Genomic DNA, 18401 nt, shown 5'->3' on the forward strand with positions numbered 1-18401 from the left:
TAGTGAAACGATGCATCGCCGATGGTAGTGTGGGGTTTCCCCATGTGAGAGTAGGTCATCGTCAAGATTAAATTCCAAACCCCCTGTCTGCTCACGCAGACAGGGGGTTTGTTTTTGTGCGCGAAAACTTGCCGTGCACAGGAGTCTTCATTTTTTCGCAGAATTTGCGCTGTGTGCTTAATGATGTTTTTGGACTGGCCTGCCAGTATTTGCGATGGAGCAGTTATGCTTTGGAGCTGGGTATGCAATGGTCTAGCTCATGGCTATCATGCCTTCCTCATTGTGAGGTGATACGTGAATGCTGACGTTGTTGAAACTCCTTAAAGATGGTCGATTTCATTCGGGGCAGGCCTTGGGTCAAGCTCTCGGTATAAGCCGAAGTGCTGTATGGAAACAGCTGCAGCACCTGGAGTCAGAATTGAACTTGTCTATTCACAAAGTGCGCGGTCGTGGTTATCAACTGGCTTCCCCGCTAGAGCTGCTTGATTCCGAACAGATCCCCTCTACGCCATGGCCAGCATTCATTCATCAAGCGCTGGACTCAACGAACGCAGAAGCCTTGCGTAGTGTTGGGCGAGGTGAGACAGCGCCCTTTGTTGTGTTGGCAGAGCAGCAAAGTGCGGGTCGAGGTCGTCGAGGTCGTAAGTGGGTCAGTCCGTATGCAGAAAATATCTATTACAGTCTCGTTCTGCGCATTGAGGGGGGCATGCGCCAACTAGATGGTCTGAGTTTAGTCGTTGGTCTGGCAGTGTTAAACGCGTTGCGCGACATCGGTACTGCCAATGCCGGACTTAAGTGGCCAAATGATGTGCTTGTGGGTAGCAAAAAAATCGCTGGCATACTGCTTGAGCTGGTCGGTGATCCAGCGGACGTATGTCATGTGGTATTAGGCATTGGCATCAACGTTAATATGAAAACAGCTGAAGAGGTTGACCAGGCATGGACTTCTATTCGCTTGGAAACAGGTCGCTCTATCAATCGTAATGAGCTTATTGTCATTCTTAATAACAGGCTGCATCAGTATTTGCAGCAGCATGAGAAGCAGGGCTTTGCTGTTATGCAGTCTGAGTGGGAGGAGAATCATCTATGGCAAGGGAGGGAGGTGTCGTTAATCGCCGGTATTCATAAGGTTGATGGTACCGTTCTTGGCATAGATCGACAGGGGGCTTTGCGCATAGATGTGGCCGGCACTGAGAAAATATTTAGTGGTGGCGAATTGAGTTTGAGGTTGCGCCATGATTCTTGAGCTGGACTGCGGCAATAGTTTTATAAAGTGGCGTGTACTTAACGGCAATATCTCGGTCTGTGGAGGTGTTGCAGACACGAATGCCGCACTGGTTAGTGCTGTATTGGCGCACGCGGCATTGAGAGTGCGCCACTGTCGCCTGGTGAGCGTGCGAAGTGATGACGAAACCGCCGCCCTCATTGCCATACTAGAGACCAGCTTTGGTGTGGAAGTGCTCAGCGCCCAGCCCGCTCGAGCTGTGGCAGGGGTCAGAAATGGCTATGAGGACTTCGAGCGTCTGGGGTTGGACCGTTGGCTAGCACTGCTGGGTGGGTTTGAGCTGGCAAAAGGTGCATGTTTAATACTCGATTTCGGGACTGCGGTAACCTCTGATTTTGTTGCGGCTGATGGTGCTCATATAGGTGGGTTCATTTGTCCTGGATTACCCTTGATGCGCAGCCAGCTGCGCACCCATACGCGGCGCATCCGTTACGACAATGTTTTGGCAGAGCAAGCATTACACAGTTGTACGCCAGGTCGGTCTACTGCGGAAGCCGTTGAACGCGGGTGTTTATTGATGCTGCGAGGGTTCGTAATGACCCAGTTGCAATTAGCGCATGAATATTGGGGGGATGACTTAGTGGTGTTCCTTACTGGCGGGGATGCAGGCCTTGTGGCTGATGTGGTGCCAGAAGCCAAGCTTGTTCAGGATCTAGTATTTGTCGGTTTGGCGGTCGCTTGTCCCATTGCTTGAGGTTTCTATGCGTTGGCTGTTTCTGCTCCTTGTCGTGCTGAATTTTTTTTACTATGTATGGCATAAGCAAGAAGCGCCAGTGAAGGTCAAGGAGGTGCGCTCGTTATCAGTGTCTACAGATGGCAGGCGCACTGTTCAGTTGCTCAATGAGATGCGGCCAGTGCCCCCTTTACCTGACGTTCAGAAGTCGTCCAGCTCTAACGAATTCTGTACTTATCTGGCCGGTATTGATGATAGTGAGCAGCTACGGAGCCTTGAGCTGAAGCTTGCAAGCTTGAATATAAAGCTAGTACCAGTCACGTCTCTAACCGCTGAGATGGAAAAATTTCACTATCGTATTGTTCAGGAAGACCAGCTTCAGGCACCTGAAGAGGTATTGCAGAAGCTTGTTAATGAATTCAAAGGCTTAATATACAAAAAAAGCCGATGCTAGGGGTTGCGGCTGTCCCATTCTTTGCATAGAATGGCGCCCGCTCCACAGTGAACATCTTAAGATGTTTGCCAAGGGGAGTGAGTCAATTTCCTAACTTGATGATTTTATTAAGAAAAGTGATTGACAAAGAGTTGGGATGCTGTAGAATCCCGCTCAGCTCAGGAGGGGTTCCCGAGCGGCCAAAGGGATCAGACTGTAAATCTGACGTCTACGACTTCGAAGGTTCGAATCCTTCCCCCTCCACCATATTTTCGCAAATCAGCATGATTTGCGGGTGTAGTTTAGTGGTAGAACCTCAGCCTTCCAAGCTGATGATGCGGGTTCGATTCCCGCCACCCGCTCCATTTATGCTGGCTTGAAGGTAGTTTTTGCTCTTGTAGCTCAGTTGGTAGAGCACACCCTTGGTAAGGGTGAGGTCAGCGGTTCAAATCCGCTCAAGAGCTCCATATAACAAGGCAGATATGAAAATATCTGCCTTTGTTTTAACAGGCTGCAAAGCTTGTCCGGAGTGTTTGCTGGTTGTGCTGGATTTTGGTGCTGCTGCTCTGGTTCGTAATTGCTGTTGTAAGTGGCTTGCATACAGTTGCTTGCGGTATCTGATGGGTCTGTATAGGTCTTTTGGAAAAAGTAATTGCATTGGTTGTTGAAAAGTCTCTCTCGGGTCGGCATAATCGGCGGCTCGATAATGTTTTAGGTCAGTAGCTCAATTGGCAGAGCGACGGTCTCCAAAACCGTAGGTTGGGGGTTCGATTCCCTCCTGACCTGCCAGATTCTCTCATTGCATCTGGCTTTCTTTTCACAGGATCCTCTTTGATGACTCCCAAGGCTGAAGTTCAAGGCTCTCGCTTCGATCTACTCAAGTGGCTAGCAGTGGTTGCCCTTGTTGTGATTGGCGTTGTTGGGAATCAGTATTATTCTGGTTCGCCGATCCTGTATCGCGTCATCGCTCTCCTTGTTATTGCTGCTGTTGCTGCTTACATCGGGTTGCAGACTGCGAAAGGCAAGTCGTTCGCTGTCCTGGTAAAGGAAGCTCGTGCTGAGATTCGTAAAGTCGTATGGCCAACTCGCCAAGAAACTACGCAGACCACGTTGATCGTGGTGGCTGTTGTTCTTGTTATGGCGTTGCTGTTGTGGGGTTTAGATTCCCTGCTCGGTTGGCTCGTTTCCTTGATTGTTGGCTAAGGGTGTCCCGTGGCTAAGCGTTGGTACGTAGTGCATGCTTATTCGGGTTACGAAAAGCATGTTATGCGCTCTTTGATCGAGCGTATTAAGCTGGCAGGCATGGAAGATGGCTTCGGCGAGATTCTGGTTCCCACTGAAGAAGTGGTCGAAATGCGTAATGGCCAGAAGCGCAAAAGCGAGCGGAAATTCTTCCCTGGTTATGTGCTTGTCCAAATGGACATGAACGAAGGAACTTGGCACTTAGTCAAGGATACCCCTCGTGTCATGGGCTTTATTGGTGGCACCGCTGACAAGCCAGCGCCGATTACAGATAAAGAGGCAGAAGCAATTCTGCGTCGTGTTGCTGATGGTAGCGACAAGCCTAAGCCGAAGACGTTGTTCGAGCCGGGTGAAGTTGTTCGAGTCACTGACGGCCCGTTTGCCGATTTCAATGGCACGGTTGAAGAAGTAAACTATGAAAAGAGTCGCATCCAAGTGGCTGTGCTCATTTTCGGACGCTCTACTCCGGTAGAGCTAGAGTTCAGTCAGGTCGAAAAGGTCTAGCTGAGCACGCATCCCAACCCCATGGCTTCGGCTGTGGGGTTTTGTCGTCACTGGGATAAACACGCAAGTAACCGGGGAGCCTTTTAATTTAGGCGTCTGAACCCGTAATTGGAGTGCCTCATGGCCAAGAAGATTACCGCTTACATCAAGCTGCAAGTGAAGGCCGCTCAGGCCAATCCAAGCCCACCTGTTGGTCCAGCACTGGGTCAGCACGGTGTGAACATCATGGAATTCTGCAAAGCTTTCAACGCCCGTACTCAGGGTATTGAGCCAGGCCTGCCGACTCCTGTGATCATCACTGTATACAGCGACCGTAGCTTCACATTCGAAACCAAATCGACTCCGGCTTCGGTTCTGCTGAAGAAGGCTGCCGGTTTGACTAGCGGTTCCGCTCGTCCAAACACCGTTAAAGTTGGCACTGTTACTCGTGCACAGCTGGAAGAAATCGCGAAAACCAAAAACGCGGATCTGACTGCTGCTGACATGGATGCAGCCGTGCGTACCATCGCCGGTTCTGCTCGTAGCATGGGCCTTAACGTGGAGGGTGTGTAATGGCTAAGCTGACTAAGCGCCAAAAGGCTATCGCCGGTAAAATTGAAGCTGGCAAGTCTTACAACTTTGTAGACGCTGCTGCTCTGTTGGCCGAGCTGTCGACTGTCAAGTTCAGCGAGTCTTTTGACATCGCTATCAACTTGGGCGTAGACCCACGTAAATCTGACCAGGTTGTTCGTAGCGCTACCGTGCTGCCACACGGCACTGGCAAGACTGTACGTGTAGCTGTGTTCACTCAGGGTCCAGCTGCTGAAGCTGCTCTGGCAGCCGGCGCAGATCGCGTTGGTATGGACGACCTGGCCGCAGAAATGAAAGGCGGCGACCTGAACTATGACGTAGTTATTGCCTCCCCGGACGCGATGCGTGTTGTAGGTCAGTTGGGTCAGATCCTGGGTCCACGTGGCCTGATGCCTAACCCGAAGGTTGGTACCGTAACTCCAGACGTAGCTACTGCGGTTAAGAACGCAAAAGCTGGTCAGGTTCGTTATCGCACCGACAAAAACGGTATCATCCACACTTCCGTTGGCAAGGTCGGTTTCGACGCTGTCAAGCTGAAGGAAAACGTTGAAGCCTTGGTCGCTGATCTTAAGCGTATCAAGCCAGCTTCCTCGAAAGGTATTTACGTTAAGCGCGTTACCCTGAGCACCACTATGGGCCCAGGCTTGGTCATCGACCAAGGTTCTTTGGACGCGTAAAACAAATTGGCGCAGCATGCTGCGCCAATGAAAGATTGGGGTCCCTGCCTGGCGGGGGCTATCCAAGACCGTAGGCGGTGAAAGCCTTAAACCTCAAGCCTACGCAGATGGTGCTCCCGGTTCCTTACCGAATCAGACACCAAAACGACATCCGACTCAGGTTGGATGAAACGGTAACAAGCAGGAGTTAAACCCGTGGCAATTAAACTCGAAGACAAGAAGGCCATCGTCGCTGAAGTCAACGAGGCTGCCAAAGTTGCCCTGTCCGCTGTTGTGGCTGATGCCCGCGGTGTGACAGTGAGCGCTATGACCGGACTCCGTAAAGAGGCTCGTGAAGCTGGCGTTTACGTACGTGTTGTACGTAACACCCTGCTCAAGCGCGCTGTTGCTGACACTGAATACAGTGTTCTCAACGACGTGTTCACTGGCCCGACCTTGATTGCATTCTCTCAAGAACATCCGGGCGCTGCTGCTCGTATTTTCAAAGAATTCGCAAAAGGTCAGGATAAGTTCGAGATCAAGGCAGCTGCGTTCGAGGGCAAGTTCCTCGCAGCTAATCAGATCGACGTACTGGCAAGTCTGCCGACCCGTGACGAAGCAATTTCTCAGCTGATGAGCGTGATTCAAGGCGCTACCAGCAAATTGGCTCGTACTCTGGCGGCACTTCGCGACCAGAAAGAAGCTGCTGCAGCCTAAGGCTGAGCGACTCCTTTCGGCGTTTATTGTTTATTTCGATGGCCGCTTAGGCCGTCACCCCAATACAGGAATTAATAGTCATGTCTCTGACTAACGACCAAATCATCGAAGCAATCGGCGAAAAATCCGTTCTGGAAATCGTTGAACTGATCAAAGCAATGGAAGAGAAGTTCGGCGTTTCCGCTGCTGCTGCTTCTGCTGGTCCTGCTGCTGCCGCTGCTGTTGTTGAAGAGCAAACTGAATTCAACGTTATGCTGCTGGAAGCTGGCGAGAAGAAAGTTAACGTGATCAAGGCTGTTCGTGAGCTGACTGGTCTGGGCTTGAAAGAAGCCAAGGCAGTAGTTGACGGCGCTCCAGCTATGGTTCTGGAAGCTGTTGCTAAAGAAGCAGCTGACAAAGCCAAGGCTACCTTGGAAGAAGCAGGCGCTAAAGTCGAGCTGAAGTAAGCATCGACCTTGCGTCTCCAGCCCAGGCGTTAAGCTGAGGCTGATGGCTGGTGGCTCTTGCCACCGGCCTTTTTCCGTTATTGGCAACCGACTAGGTTGGTGCCTTTAACGTGCTGTAACCACCCTGTGCGGTGGAGCAAACCAAGGGGTTTGCACGATTTTCTGGCTGCTCCCGTCGGGAGAGGCCAAACAAGCAGGTGACCAAGCTGGGGAACGCTGATGGCTTACTCATATACTGAGAAAAAACGTATCCGCAAGGACTTTAGCAAGTTGCCGGACGTCATGGATGTGCCGTATCTCTTGGCAATCCAGCTGGATTCGTATCGTGAATTCTTGCAGGCGGGAGCGACTAAAGATAAGTTCCGCGACGTGGGCCTGCATGCGGCCTTCAAATCCGTTTTCCCGATCATCAGCTACTCCGGCAATGCTGCGCTGGAGTATGTCGGTTATCGCTTGGGCGAGCCGGCATTTGATGTCAAAGAATGCGTGTTGCGTGGCGTAACGTACGCCGTACCTTTGCGGGTAAAAGTTCGTTTGATCATTTTCGACAAAGAATCGTCGAACAAAGCGATCAAGGACATCAAAGAGCAAGAAGTCTACATGGGTGAAATCCCCCTGATGACTGAAAACGGTACCTTTGTAATCAATGGTACCGAGCGTGTAATTGTTTCCCAGCTGCACCGTTCCCCGGGCGTGTTCTTTGACCACGACCGCGGCAAGACGCACAGCTCCGGTAAGCTGCTTTATTCCGCGCGTATCATTCCTTACCGTGGTTCGTGGTTGGACTTTGAGTTCGACCCGAAAGACTGCGTGTTCGTGCGTATTGACCGTCGTCGCAAGCTGCCTGCATCGGTATTGCTGCGCGCGCTGGGCTATACAACCGAGCAAGTGCTGGACGCGTTCTACACCACCAACGTGTTCCACGTTCAAGGCGAAACTATCAGCCTGGAGCTGGTACCTCAGCGTCTGCGCGGTGAAATTGCGGCTATCGATATTACCGATGACAAAGGCAAGGTTATTGTCGAGCAAGGTCGTCGTATTACTGCTCGTCATATCAACCAGCTGGAAAAAGCCGGTATCAAGCAGCTCGTTATGCCTCTGGACTACGTCCTGGGTCGCACAACGGCCAAAGCTATCGTGCATCCGGCAACCGGCGAAATCATTGCAGAGTGCAACACCGAACTGACAACTGAAATTCTGGCAAAAATTGCCAAGAGCCAAGTTGTTCGTATCGAAACGTTGTACACCAACGATATCGACTGTGGTCCGTTCGTTTCCGACACGCTGAAGATCGACTCCACCAGCAACCAATTGGAAGCGCTGGTCGAAATCTATCGCATGATGCGTCCAGGCGAGCCGCCAACCAAAGACGCTGCCGAGACTCTGTTCAACAACCTGTTCTTCAGCCCTGAGCGCTATGACCTGTCTGCGGTCGGCCGGATGAAGTTCAACCGTCGTATCGGTCGTACCGAGATCGAAGGTTCGGGCGTGTTGTGCAAAGAAGACATCGTCGCGGTACTGAAGACTCTGGTCGACATCCGTAACGGTAAAGGCATCGTCGATGACATCGACCACCTGGGTAACCGTCGTGTTCGCTGTGTAGGCGAAATGGCTGAAAACCAGTTCCGCGTTGGCCTTGTGCGTGTTGAGCGTGCGGTCAAAGAGCGTCTGTCGATGGCTGAAAGCGAAGGCCTGATGCCGCAAGACCTGATCAACGCCAAGCCTGTGGCTGCTGCGGTGAAAGAGTTCTTCGGTTCCAGCCAGCTGTCCCAGTTCATGGACCAAAACAACCCGCTGTCCGAGATCACCCACAAGCGCCGTGTTTCTGCACTTGGCCCGGGCGGTCTGACGCGTGAGCGTGCAGGCTTTGAAGTTCGTGACGTACACCCGACTCACTACGGTCGTGTATGCCCGATTGAAACGCCGGAAGGTCCGAACATCGGTCTGATCAACTCCTTGGCTGCTTATGCTCGCACCAACCAGTACGGCTTCCTTGAGAGCCCGTACCGTGTTGTGAAAGATGCATTGGTGACCGACGAGATCGTTTTCCTGTCCGCTATCGAAGAAGCTGATCACGTGATCGCTCAGGCTTCGGCCACGATGAACGACAAGAAAGTGCTGATCGACGAGTTGGTAGCTGTTCGTCACTTGAACGAATTCACCGTTAAGGCGCCGGAAGACGTCACCTTGATGGACGTTTCTCCGAAGCAGGTAGTTTCGGTTGCAGCGTCGCTGATCCCGTTCCTGGAACACGATGACGCCAACCGTGCGTTGATGGGTTCCAACATGCAGCGTCAAGCTGTACCGACCCTGCGTGCTGACAAGCCGCTGGTAGGTACCGGCATGGAGCGTAACGTAGCTCGTGACTCCGGCGTTTGCGTCGTGGCTCGTCGTGGTGGCGTGATCGACTCTGTAGACGCTAGCCGCATCGTGGTTCGTGTTGCTGATGATGAAGTTGAAACTGGTGAAGCCGGTGTCGACATCTACAACCTGACCAAATACACCCGCTCCAACCAGAACACCTGCATTAACCAGCGCCCGCTGGTTCGCAAAGGTGATCGTGTACAGCGTAGCGACATCATGGCTGACGGCCCGTCCACCGATATGGGTGAACTGGCACTGGGTCAGAACATGCGCATCGCGTTCATGGCCTGGAACGGTTACAACTTCGAAGACTCCATCTGCCTGTCGGAACGAGTTGTTCAAGAAGATCGCTTTACCACGATCCACATTCAGGAATTGACCTGTGTGGCACGTGATACCAAGCTTGGGCCTGAAGAGATCACTGCAGACATCCCGAACGTGGGTGAAGCTGCACTGAACAAGCTGGACGAAGCCGGTATTGTTTACGTAGGTGCTGAAGTTGGCGCTGGCGACATTCTGGTTGGTAAGGTCACTCCGAAAGGTGAGACTCAGCTGACTCCAGAAGAGAAGCTGTTGCGCGCAATCTTTGGTGAAAAAGCCAGCGATGTTAAAGACACTTCCCTGCGTGTACCTACCGGTACCAAAGGTACTGTCATCGACGTGCAGGTCTTCACTCGCGACGGCGTTGAGCGTGATGCTCGTGCCCTGTCGATCGAGAAGACCCAGCTGGATGAGATCCGCAAGGACCTGAACGAAGAGTTCCGCATCGTTGAAGGCGCTACCTTCGAACGTCTGCGCTCTGCTCTGGTTGGCCGTATTGCCGAAGGCGGTGCCGGTCTGAAGAAAGGTCAGGAAATCACTAATGAAATCCTGGATGGTCTTGAGCATGGTCAGTGGTTCAAACTGCGCATGGCTGAAGATGCTCTGAACGAGCAGCTCGAAAAAGCTCAGGCCTACATCATCGATCGCCGTCGTCTGCTGGACGACAAGTTCGAAGACAAGAAGCGCAAACTGCAGCAAGGCGATGACCTGGCTCCGGGCGTGCTGAAAATCGTCAAGGTTTACCTGGCAATCCGTCGTCGCATCCAGCCGGGTGACAAGATGGCTGGTCGTCACGGTAACAAAGGTGTGGTCTCCGTGATCATGCCGGTTGAAGACATGCCGTACGATGCCAATGGCACCCCGGTAGATGTGGTCCTCAACCCGTTGGGCGTACCTTCGCGTATGAACGTTGGTCAGATTCTTGAAACTCACCTGGGCCTCGCAGCCAAAGGTTTGGGCGAGAAGATCAACCTCATGATTGAAGAGCAGCGTAAGGTCGCTGACCTGCGTAAGTTCCTGCATGAGATCTACAACGAAATTGGCGGTCGTCAAGAAAGCCTGGATGACTTCTCGGATCAAGAAATCCTTGATCTGGCGAAGAACCTTCGCGGCGGTGTGCCAATGGCTACCCCGGTGTTCGACGGTGCCAAAGAAAGCGAAATCAAGGCAATGCTTCGTTTGGCAGACCTGCCAGACAGCGGCCAGATGACGCTGACTGACGGTCGTACCGGCAACCAGTTCGAACGTCCGGTTACCGTTGGCTACATGTACATGCTGAAGCTGAACCACTTGGTAGACGACAAGATGCACGCTCGTTCTACTGGTTCTTACAGCCTGGTTACCCAGCAGCCGCTGGGTGGTAAGGCTCAGTTCGGTGGTCAGCGTTTCGGGGAGATGGAGGTCTGGGCGCTGGAAGCTTACGGCGCGGCATACACTCTGCAAGAAATGCTCACAGTGAAGTCGGACGATGTGAACGGCCGTACCAAGATGTACAAAAACATCGTGGATGGCGATCACCGTATGGAGCCGGGCATGCCCGAGTCCTTCAACGTGTTGATCAAAGAAATTCGTTCCCTCGGCATCGATATCGATCTGGAAACCGAATAACACGTGACGCGAATCGAGAGCGGGGCAGTTTTGCCCGCTCTCTGCTCCGCCAGGAGGAAAGGCCTTGAAAGACCTACTGAATTTGCTGAAAAACCAGGGTCAAGTCGAAGAGTTCGACGCCATCCGTATTGGATTGGCATCGCCTGAGATGATCCGTTCGTGGTCGTTCGGTGAAGTTAAAAAACCGGAAACCATCAACTACCGTACGTTCAAGCCTGAGCGTGACGGCCTGTTCTGCGCCAAGATCTTTGGCCCGGTAAAGGATTACGAGTGCCTGTGCGGTAAGTACAAGCGCTTGAAGCACCGCGGTGTGATCTGTGAGAAGTGTGGCGTTGAAGTCGCACTGGCCAAGGTCCGTCGCGAGCGCATGGCTCACATCGAACTGGCTTCGCCAGTGGCCCATATCTGGTTCCTGAAATCGCTGCCGTCCCGTATCGGCTTGCTGATGGACATGACCCTGCGTGATATCGAACGCGTTCTCTACTTCGAGAGCTATGTCGTTATCGATCCGGGCATGACCACTCTTGAAAAAGGTCAGCTGCTGAACGATGAGCAGTATTTCGAAGCGCTGGAAGAATTCGGCGACGACTTCGATGCCCGTATGGGTGCTGAGGCTGTTCGTGAGTTGCTGCACGCTATCGACCTGGAACACGAGATTGGCCGTCTGCGCGAAGAAATTCCGCAAACCAACTCCGAAACCAAAATCAAGAAACTGTCCAAGCGCTTGAAGTTGATGGAGGCCTTCCTGGGCTCTGGCAACCTTCCAGAGTGGATGGTTCTGACCGTTCTGCCGGTTCTGCCGCCAGATCTGCGTCCTTTGGTTCCGTTGGATGGTGGTCGTTTCGCGACTTCCGACCTCAACGATCTGTACCGTCGAGTGATCAACCGTAACAACCGCTTGAAGCGCCTGCTTGATCTGTCCGCTCCGGACATCATCGTGCGTAACGAAAAGCGTATGTTGCAAGAAGCCGTCGACGCACTGCTCGACAACGGCCGTCGCGGTCGCGCTATCACGGGTTCCAACAAGCGTCCTCTGAAATCCCTGGCTGACATGATCAAGGGTAAGCAGGGTCGTTTCCGTCAGAACTTGCTCGGTAAGCGTGTTGACTACTCGGGTCGTTCGGTAATTACCGTAGGTCCGACCCTGCGTCTGCACCAGTGCGGTCTGCCTAAAAAAATGGCGCTCGAGCTGTTCAAGCCTTTCATCTTCGGCAAGCTTGAAATGCGTGGTCTCGCTACCACCATTAAAGCCGCCAAGAAAATGGTTGAGCGCGAACTGCCGGAAGTTTGGGACGTTCTCGCTGAAGTTATCCGCGAACACCCAGTGCTTCTCAACCGTGCACCGACCCTTCACCGTCTGGGTATCCAAGCGTTTGAACCCGTACTGATCGAAGGTAAAGCTATTCAGCTGCACCCGCTGGTCTGTGCTGCGTACAACGCCGACTTCGACGGCGACCAAATGGCCGTGCACGTACCGCTGACACTGGAAGCTCAGTTGGAAGCGCGTGCGTTGATGATGTCGACCAACAACATCCTGTCTCCAGCCAACGGTGAGCCAATCATCGTTCCGTCGCAGGACGTTGTATTGGGTCTGTACTACATGACGCGTGAAGCGATCAACGCCAAAGGCGAAGGTCGTGTATTCGCTGACTTGCAAGAAGTTGACCGTGTGTTCCGTGCCGGCGAAGCCGCACTGCATGCCAAGGTCAAGGTTCGTATCAGCGAAACTGTCAATGACCGTGATGGCGGCAGCGTGAGCAACACCCGTATCGTCGACACCACTGTCGGTCGTGCGCTGTTGTTCCAGGTTGTGCCAAAAGGTCTGTCGTACGACGTCGTCAACTTGCCGATGAAGAAAAAAGCGATCTCCAAGCTGATCAACCAGTGCTACCGCGTGGTTGGTTTGAAAGAGACCGTGATCTTCGCTGACCAGTTGATGTACACCGGTTTTGCTTACTCGACCATCTCCGGCGTTTCCATCGGTGTTAACGACTTCGTTATCCCGGATGAGAAAGCCCGCATCATCGCGGCTGCAACCGATGAAGTGAAAGAGATCGAAAGCCAGTACGCCTCGGGCCTGGTAACACAGGGCGAGAAGTACAACAAAGTAATCGACCTTTGGTCGAAGGCTAACGACGAAGTTTCCAAGGCCATGATGTCGAACCTCTCGAAAGAGAAGGTTATTGATCGTCACGGTGTTGAAGTTGAGCAAGAGTCGTTCAACTCGATGTACATGATGGCTGACTCCGGTGCTCGGGGTTCTGCTGCGCAGATCCGTCAGCTGGCCGGTATGCGTGGTCTGATGGCCAAGCCAGACGGCTCCATCATCGAAACGCCGATTACTGCGAACTTCCGTGAAGGTTTGAGCGTACTTCAGTACTTCATCTCGACTCACGGTGCTCGTAAGGGTCTGGCGGATACCGCCTTGAAGACAGCTAACTCCGGTTACCTGACGCGTCGTCTGGTAGACGTTGCGCAAGACTTGGTGGTGACTGAGGTTGACTGCGGTACCGAACACGGTCTGGTGATGACTCCGCACATCGAAGGCGGTGACGTTGTTGAGCCGTTGGGTGAGCGCGTTCTGGGTCGAGTGATCGCCCGTGACGTATTCAAGCCGGGTACTGAGGAAATCATTGTTCCTGCAGGCACTCTGGTTGACGAGAAGTGGGTTGAATTCATCGAGCTGAACAGCATCGACGAAGTGATCGTTCGCTCGCCAATCAGCTGCGAAACCCGTTTCGGTATCTGCGCCAAGTGCTACGGCCGTGATCTGGCCCGTGGTCACCAGGTGAACATCGGTGAAGCTGTCGGCGTTATCGCTGCACAGTCGATCGGTGAGCCGGGTACACAGCTGACAATGCGTACGTTCCACATCGGTGGTGCGGCAAGCCGGACCTCTGCTGCTGATAGCGTTCAGGTGAAAAATGGCGGTACTGTCCGTCTGCACAACCTGAAGCATGTAGAGCGTGTAGACGGGTGTCTGGTAGCGGTATCGCGTTCCGGTGAGCTGGCGATCGCTGATGACTACGGTCGTGAGCGTGAGCGTTACAAGCTGCCGTACGGCGCCGTTATTTCGGTTAAAGAAGGTGACAAGGTTGACGCTGGCTCTATCGTAGCCAAGTGGGATCCGCACACTCACCCAATCGTTACTGAAATGAAAGGTACCGTGACCTACGTGGGCATGGAAGAAGGCATCACGATCAAGCGTCAGACTGACGAATTGACCGGTATGACCAACATTGAAGTGCTTGATGCCAAAGACCGTCCAGCTGCCGGCAAGGACATTCGTCCAGCCGTTAAGATGGTCGGTGTTGATGGCAAGGATCTGCTGTTGCCAGGTACCGACGTACCGGCTCAGTACTTCCTGCCAGCTAACGCCTTGGTCGGTGTAGCGGATGGTGCGGAAATCGCGATCGGTGACGTTATCGCTCGTATTCCGCAAGAAACTTCGAAGACTCGAGACATCACCGGTGGTCTGCCACGGGTTGCTGACTTGTTCGAAGCGCGTCGCCCGAAAGAAGCCTCGATTCTGGCTGAAGTCAGCGGCACCATCGCGTTCGGTAAAGAAACCAAAGGCAAGCGCCGTCTGGTTATTACCCCGAACGACGGTACTGATCCGTACGAAGAGCTGATTCCAAAGTGGCGTCACCTGAACGTCTTCGAAGGCGAGCAAGTGAACCGCGGTGAAGTTATCTCCGACGGTCCTAGCGATCCACATGACATCCTGCGTCTGCTGGGTGTAAGTGCGCTGGCCAAGTACATCGTTAACGAGATTCAAGACGTTTACCGTCTGCAGGGCGTAAAAATCAACGATAAGCACATCGAGACGATTCTGCGTCAGATGCTGCGTAAAGTTGAAATTGCTGAGTCTGGCGATTCCACCTTCATCAAGGGCGACCAGATGGAGTTGACCCAGGTGTTGACTGAGAACGAGCGTCTGAGCACTGAAGACAAATTTGTCTCCAAGTTCACTCGTGTTCTGCTGGGTATCACCAAGGCGTCGTTGTCGACTGAGTCGTTCATCTCCGCGGCCTCTTTCCAAGAGACTACGCGAGTACTGACCGAAGCAGCGGTAACCGGCAAGCGCGACTACCTGCGCGGCCTGAAAGAAAACGTTGTCGTGGGTCGTTTGATCCCGGCGGGTACCGGTCTGGCTTATCACAGCGAGCGCAAGCGCCGCCGTGATGCAGACAAACCGTTGCGCGTAAGCGCCAGTGAAGTGGAAGCTGCACTGACCGAAGCGCTGAACTCGAGCGGTAACTGAGTTCTGCGGTAAATGATGGGCGGGCCCCGGCAGTTCCGTTCATCGAATCCTGGCGATTTGTCTGGGTTTGATGGGTGGAAGTGTCGGGGCCTTGCCTTGACTGGGGGCAAGATCCTCTTTAGACTCTTGTACCCCTAAATTTGGCGGGAATTCGTTCCTGCCATTTTGCTTTTCTTGCAAGACAATAGCGTCGCAAGACAACAGTGGAGCTAGTAGATGGCAACTATCAACCAGCTGGTACGTCAGCCGCGTAAGCGTATCGTCGAGAAATCCGACGTACCTGCGCTGCAAAACTGCCCGCAACGTCGTGGCGTATGCACCCGTGTGTATACAACTACGCCGAAAAAACCTAACTCGGCACTGCGTAAAGTATGCCGTGTGCGCCTGACCAACGGTTTCGAGGTTTCCTCGTACATCGGTGGTGAAGGTCACAACCTGCAAGAGCACAGCGTGGTACTGATTCGTGGCGGTCGTGTAAAAGACTTGCCAGGTGTTCGTTATCACACCGTTCGCGGCTCTTTGGATACTTCCGGCGTTAAAGGTCGTAACCAAGGTCGTTCGAAGTACGGTACCAAGAAGCCGAAGTAGTTTTCGGTTACTGGTAAAAATTGCAGATTTCTTTTTTTCTGAGTCGATAAGAGTAAGGTCGGGCGTGCATCCTCTGGGTGTAATGGTTCCGAGCTAACCTGAAGACCGTTTGAGGGCTTATCCATGCCAAGAAGACGCGTAGCAGCCAAGCGCGATGTGCTTGACGATCCAAAATACGGAAGCCAAATTCTGGCCAAGTTCATGAACCACGTAATGGAAAGCGGTAAAAAAGCCGTTGCCGAGCGTATCGTTTATGGCGCGCTGGAAAAGGTTAAAGAACGCAAGAACAGCGATCCCCTGGAAATCTTCGAGAAAGCTCTCGACGCCATCGCTCCGCTGGTCGAAGTGAAGTCGCGCCGTGTAGGCGGTGCTACTTACCAGGTTCCGGTCGAAGTTCGCCCGTCCCGTCGTAACGCCCTGGCAATGCGCTGGTTGGTAGACTTCGCCCGCAAGCGCGGCGAGAAGTCTATGGCTCTGCGCTTGGCTGGCGAACTGTTGGACGCTGCTGAGGGCAAAGGCGCAGCAGTTAAGAAGCGTGAAGACGTGCACCGTATGGCTGAAGCCAACAAAGCTTTCTCGCACTACCGCTTCTAATTTCAGCGCAACTCATTTTGCGAGGGCTTTATGGCTCGTACTACTCCGATTAATCGCTACCGTAACATCGGTATCGTTGCTCACGTGGATGCTGGTAAAACCACCACCACCGAGCGCGTCCTTTTTTACACTGGCAAAAGTCACAAAATGGGCGAGGTGCATGACGGCGCCGCGACCACAGACTGGATGGTTCAGGAGCAGGAGCGTGGTATTACCATTACTTCTGCTGCTATTACCGCCTTCTGGCAGGGTTCCGTTAAGCAGCACAAAGACCAGTATCGTTTCAACGTAATCGATACACCGGGCCACGTTGACTTCACCATTGAAGTTGAACGTTCCCTGCGTGTACTCGACGGCGCGGTCGTTGTGTTCTGCGGTACTTCGGGCGTTGAGCCTCAGTCGGAAACCGTATGGCGTCAAGCCAACAAATACGGCGTTCCACGTCTTGTTTATGTAAACAAGATGGACCGTGCTGGTGCCAACTTCCTGCGCGTGATCGGTCAGATCAAGCAGCGTCTGGGTCATACTCCGGTGCCAATCCAATTGGCTATCGGTTCAGAAGACAACTTCCAGGGTCAGATCGATCTGATGTCCATGGAAGCTGTTTACTGGAATGACGCTGACAAGGGTATGACTCCACGTCGTGAGGCGATTCCTGCTGAATTGCTGGAATTGGCTGAAGAGTGGCGCGGTAACATGGTTGAGGCTGCGGCCGAAGCCAGCGAAGAGCTGATGAACAAGTACCTCGAGGGTGAAGAACTCACCAACGAGGAAATTAAGGCCGCTCTGCGTCAGCGTACTATTGCTGGTGAGATCGTTCTGGCTGTTTGCGGTTCTTCGTTCAAGAACAAGGGTGTTCCCCTGGTTCTCGACGCCGTTATCGACTACCTGCCTGCTCCTTCCGAGATTCCAGCCATCAAGGGTACTGACCCGGATGACGAGACTATCGAGCTGGAGCGTCATGCAGACGACAACGAGCCGTTCTCGGCTCTGGCGTTCAAGATCGCTACTGACCCATTCGTGGGTACTTTGACCTTTGTTCGAGTTTACTCGGGCGTGTTGAACTCCGGCGACGGCGTAATCAACTCGGTTAAAGGCAAGAAAGAGCGTGTGGGTCGTATGGTGCAAATGCACGCAAACGCCCGTGAAGAGATCAAGGAAGTACGCGCTGGTGACATCGCGGCCTTGATCGGCATGAAGGACGTCACCACTGGTGAAACCTTGTGCAGCGCTGACAAGCCAATCATTCTGGTTCGTATGGACTTCCCGGAGCCGGTTATTTCGGTTGCCGTTGAGCCTAAGACCAAGGATGACCAGGAAAAAATGGGTATCGCTCTGGGCAAACTTGCTCAGGAAGATCCATCTTTCCGCGTAAAAACTGATGAAGAGACCGGTCAAACGATCATCTCTGGCATGGGCGAGCTGCACTTGGACATCCTGGTTGACCGGATGCGCCGTGAGTTCAACGTCGAAGCCAACATCGGTAAGCCTCAGGTTTCGTATCGTGAGCGCATCACGAAGAGCTGTGAGATCGAAGGCAAGTTCGTTCGTCAGTCCGGCGGTCGTGGTCAGTTTGGCCATTGCTGGATCCGTTTTGCACCTGCTGACGAAGGTCAGGAAGGTCTGCAATTCGTGAACGAAGTGGTAGGTGGTGTGGTTCCTAAGGAATACATCCCGGCTATCCAGAAGGGTATCGAAGAGCAGATGAAGAACGGTGTTGTTGCCGGCTATCCGCTGATCGGCCTGAAGGCTACCGTGTTTGATGGTTCTTACCACGACGTCGACTCCAACGAGATGGCGTTTAAGGTGGCTGCTTCCATGGCTACCAAGCAACTGGCCTCCAAAGGTGGTGGTGAGTTGCTTGAGCCGATCATGGCGGTAGAGGTTGTTACACCTGAAGACTATATGGGTGACGTGATGGGCGACTTGAATCGTCGTCGCGGCATGATCCAAGGTATGGAAGATACGGTCTCCGGCAAAGTAATTCGTGCTGAAGTTCCGTTGGGTGAAATGTTCGGTTATGCGACCGACGTTCGTTCCATGTCTCAGGGTCGCGCAAGCTACTCTATGGAATTCAAAAAATACGATACAGCTCCGTCGCACATCGTCGAAGCTGTTACTAAAAAACAAGGCTGA

At 53.1% G+C, this 18401-nt stretch carries 14 protein-coding genes and 4 tRNA genes; all 18 read left to right on the forward strand.

Features of this window, described 5'->3' with window-relative positions; translation table 11 throughout:
• Positions 1-298 precede the first annotated feature (298 nt).
• The 18 genes from birA to fusA all read left to right on the forward strand — a co-directional run bounded on the left by birA (position 299) and on the right by fusA (position 18401).
• Positions 299-1246 (forward strand): bifunctional biotin--[acetyl-CoA-carboxylase] ligase/biotin operon repressor BirA, encoded by a 948-nt coding sequence (birA, locus tag ACI7MX_RS14905; RefSeq protein WP_405589795.1) that lies wholly within the window; start codon positions 299-301, stop codon positions 1244-1246.
• Positions 1236-1979, forward strand: a complete 744-nt coding sequence (locus ACI7MX_RS14910; protein WP_314493230.1) for a pantothenate kinase — start codon at positions 1236-1238, stop codon at positions 1977-1979. The genes birA and ACI7MX_RS14910 overlap by 11 nt, the downstream gene beginning before the upstream one ends.
• Positions 1980-1986: 7 nt before the next feature.
• Positions 1987-2412, forward strand: a complete 426-nt coding sequence (locus ACI7MX_RS14915) for a hypothetical protein (RefSeq protein WP_314493227.1) — start codon at positions 1987-1989, stop codon at positions 2410-2412.
• Positions 2413-2573: 161 nt separating this feature from the next.
• Positions 2574-2658, forward strand: a tRNA-Tyr gene (locus tag ACI7MX_RS14920).
• 24 nt (positions 2659-2682) lie between these two features.
• A tRNA-Gly gene (locus ACI7MX_RS14925) sits at positions 2683-2756 on the forward strand.
• A 26-nt stretch (positions 2757-2782) separates the two neighbouring features.
• Positions 2783-2858: transfer RNA gene (locus tag ACI7MX_RS14930), tRNA-Thr, on the forward strand.
• Between the two features lie 246 nt (positions 2859-3104).
• A tRNA-Trp gene (locus ACI7MX_RS14935) sits at positions 3105-3180 on the forward strand.
• A 45-nt stretch (positions 3181-3225) separates the two neighbouring features.
• Positions 3226-3594, forward strand: coding sequence for a preprotein translocase subunit SecE (secE, locus tag ACI7MX_RS14940; RefSeq protein WP_405589798.1), 369 nt, complete (start codon positions 3226-3228; stop codon positions 3592-3594).
• A gap of 9 nt (positions 3595-3603) precedes the next feature.
• Complete coding sequence (nusG, locus tag ACI7MX_RS14945) at positions 3604-4137, forward strand: transcription termination/antitermination protein NusG (RefSeq protein ID WP_094992107.1); 534 nt, start codon at positions 3604-3606, stop codon at positions 4135-4137.
• A 120-nt stretch (positions 4138-4257) separates the two neighbouring features.
• Complete coding sequence (gene rplK, locus ACI7MX_RS14950) at positions 4258-4689, forward strand: 50S ribosomal protein L11 (protein WP_003210097.1); 432 nt, start codon at positions 4258-4260, stop codon at positions 4687-4689.
• Positions 4689-5384 carry a 50S ribosomal protein L1 gene (rplA, locus tag ACI7MX_RS14955; RefSeq protein WP_122785688.1) on the forward strand — a complete coding sequence of 232 codons (696 nt, stop codon included), beginning with the start codon at positions 4689-4691 and terminating at the stop codon, positions 5382-5384. The genes rplK and rplA overlap by 1 nt, the downstream gene beginning before the upstream one ends.
• Before the next feature lie 195 nt (positions 5385-5579).
• A complete protein-coding gene (gene rplJ, locus ACI7MX_RS14960; protein ID WP_122785687.1) occupies positions 5580-6080 on the forward strand; it encodes a 50S ribosomal protein L10 in 501 nt (166 codons plus the stop codon).
• 80 nt (positions 6081-6160) lie between these two features.
• A complete protein-coding gene (rplL, locus tag ACI7MX_RS14965; RefSeq protein ID WP_016779169.1) occupies positions 6161-6526 on the forward strand; it encodes a 50S ribosomal protein L7/L12 in 366 nt (121 codons plus the stop codon).
• Positions 6527-6745: 219 nt separating this feature from the next.
• A complete protein-coding gene (gene rpoB, locus ACI7MX_RS14970) occupies positions 6746-10819 on the forward strand; it encodes a DNA-directed RNA polymerase subunit beta (protein WP_122785686.1) in 4074 nt (1357 codons plus the stop codon).
• Between the two features lie 64 nt (positions 10820-10883).
• Positions 10884-15083: a DNA-directed RNA polymerase subunit beta' gene (rpoC, locus tag ACI7MX_RS14975; RefSeq protein WP_405589805.1), complete on the forward strand. Its 4200-nt coding sequence runs from the start codon at positions 10884-10886 to the stop codon at positions 15081-15083.
• Positions 15084-15299: 216 nt separating this feature from the next.
• Positions 15300-15671, forward strand: a complete 372-nt coding sequence (rpsL, locus tag ACI7MX_RS14980; RefSeq protein ID WP_002555494.1) for a 30S ribosomal protein S12 — start codon at positions 15300-15302, stop codon at positions 15669-15671.
• A gap of 123 nt (positions 15672-15794) precedes the next feature.
• Positions 15795-16265, forward strand: a complete 471-nt coding sequence (gene rpsG, locus ACI7MX_RS14985) for a 30S ribosomal protein S7 (protein ID WP_019824369.1) — start codon at positions 15795-15797, stop codon at positions 16263-16265.
• A gap of 30 nt (positions 16266-16295) precedes the next feature.
• Positions 16296-18401 (forward strand): elongation factor G, encoded by a 2106-nt coding sequence (fusA, locus tag ACI7MX_RS14990; protein ID WP_122785684.1) that lies wholly within the window; start codon positions 16296-16298, stop codon positions 18399-18401.

This window comes from Pseudomonas sp. 2024-210 (assembly GCF_045062345.1).
GTDB lineage: Bacteria > Pseudomonadota > Gammaproteobacteria > Pseudomonadales > Pseudomonadaceae > Aquipseudomonas.

What these genes read in the sequence shown, in the direction of transcription:
- birA (WP_405589795.1), top strand. Translation starts at nt 299, where the DNA reads ATGCTGACGTTGTTGAAACTCCTTAAAGATGGTCGATTTCATTCGGGG.
- ACI7MX_RS14910 (WP_314493230.1), top strand. Translation starts at nt 1,236, where the DNA reads ATGATTCTTGAGCTGGACTGCGGCAATAGTTTTATAAAGTGGCGTGTA.
- ACI7MX_RS14915 (WP_314493227.1), top strand. Translation starts at nt 1,987, where the DNA reads ATGCGTTGGCTGTTTCTGCTCCTTGTCGTGCTGAATTTTTTTTACTAT.
- secE (WP_405589798.1), top strand. Translation starts at nt 3,226, where the DNA reads ATGACTCCCAAGGCTGAAGTTCAAGGCTCTCGCTTCGATCTACTCAAG.
- rplK (WP_003210097.1), top strand. Translation starts at nt 4,258, where the DNA reads ATGGCCAAGAAGATTACCGCTTACATCAAGCTGCAAGTGAAGGCCGCT.
- rplA (WP_122785688.1), top strand. Translation starts at nt 4,689, where the DNA reads ATGGCTAAGCTGACTAAGCGCCAAAAGGCTATCGCCGGTAAAATTGAA.
- rplL (WP_016779169.1), top strand. Translation starts at nt 6,161, where the DNA reads ATGTCTCTGACTAACGACCAAATCATCGAAGCAATCGGCGAAAAATCC.
- rpoB (WP_122785686.1), top strand. Translation starts at nt 6,746, where the DNA reads ATGGCTTACTCATATACTGAGAAAAAACGTATCCGCAAGGACTTTAGC.
- rpsL (WP_002555494.1), top strand. Translation starts at nt 15,300, where the DNA reads ATGGCAACTATCAACCAGCTGGTACGTCAGCCGCGTAAGCGTATCGTC.
- rpsG (WP_019824369.1), top strand. Translation starts at nt 15,795, where the DNA reads ATGCCAAGAAGACGCGTAGCAGCCAAGCGCGATGTGCTTGACGATCCA.
- fusA (WP_122785684.1), top strand. Translation starts at nt 16,296, where the DNA reads ATGGCTCGTACTACTCCGATTAATCGCTACCGTAACATCGGTATCGTT.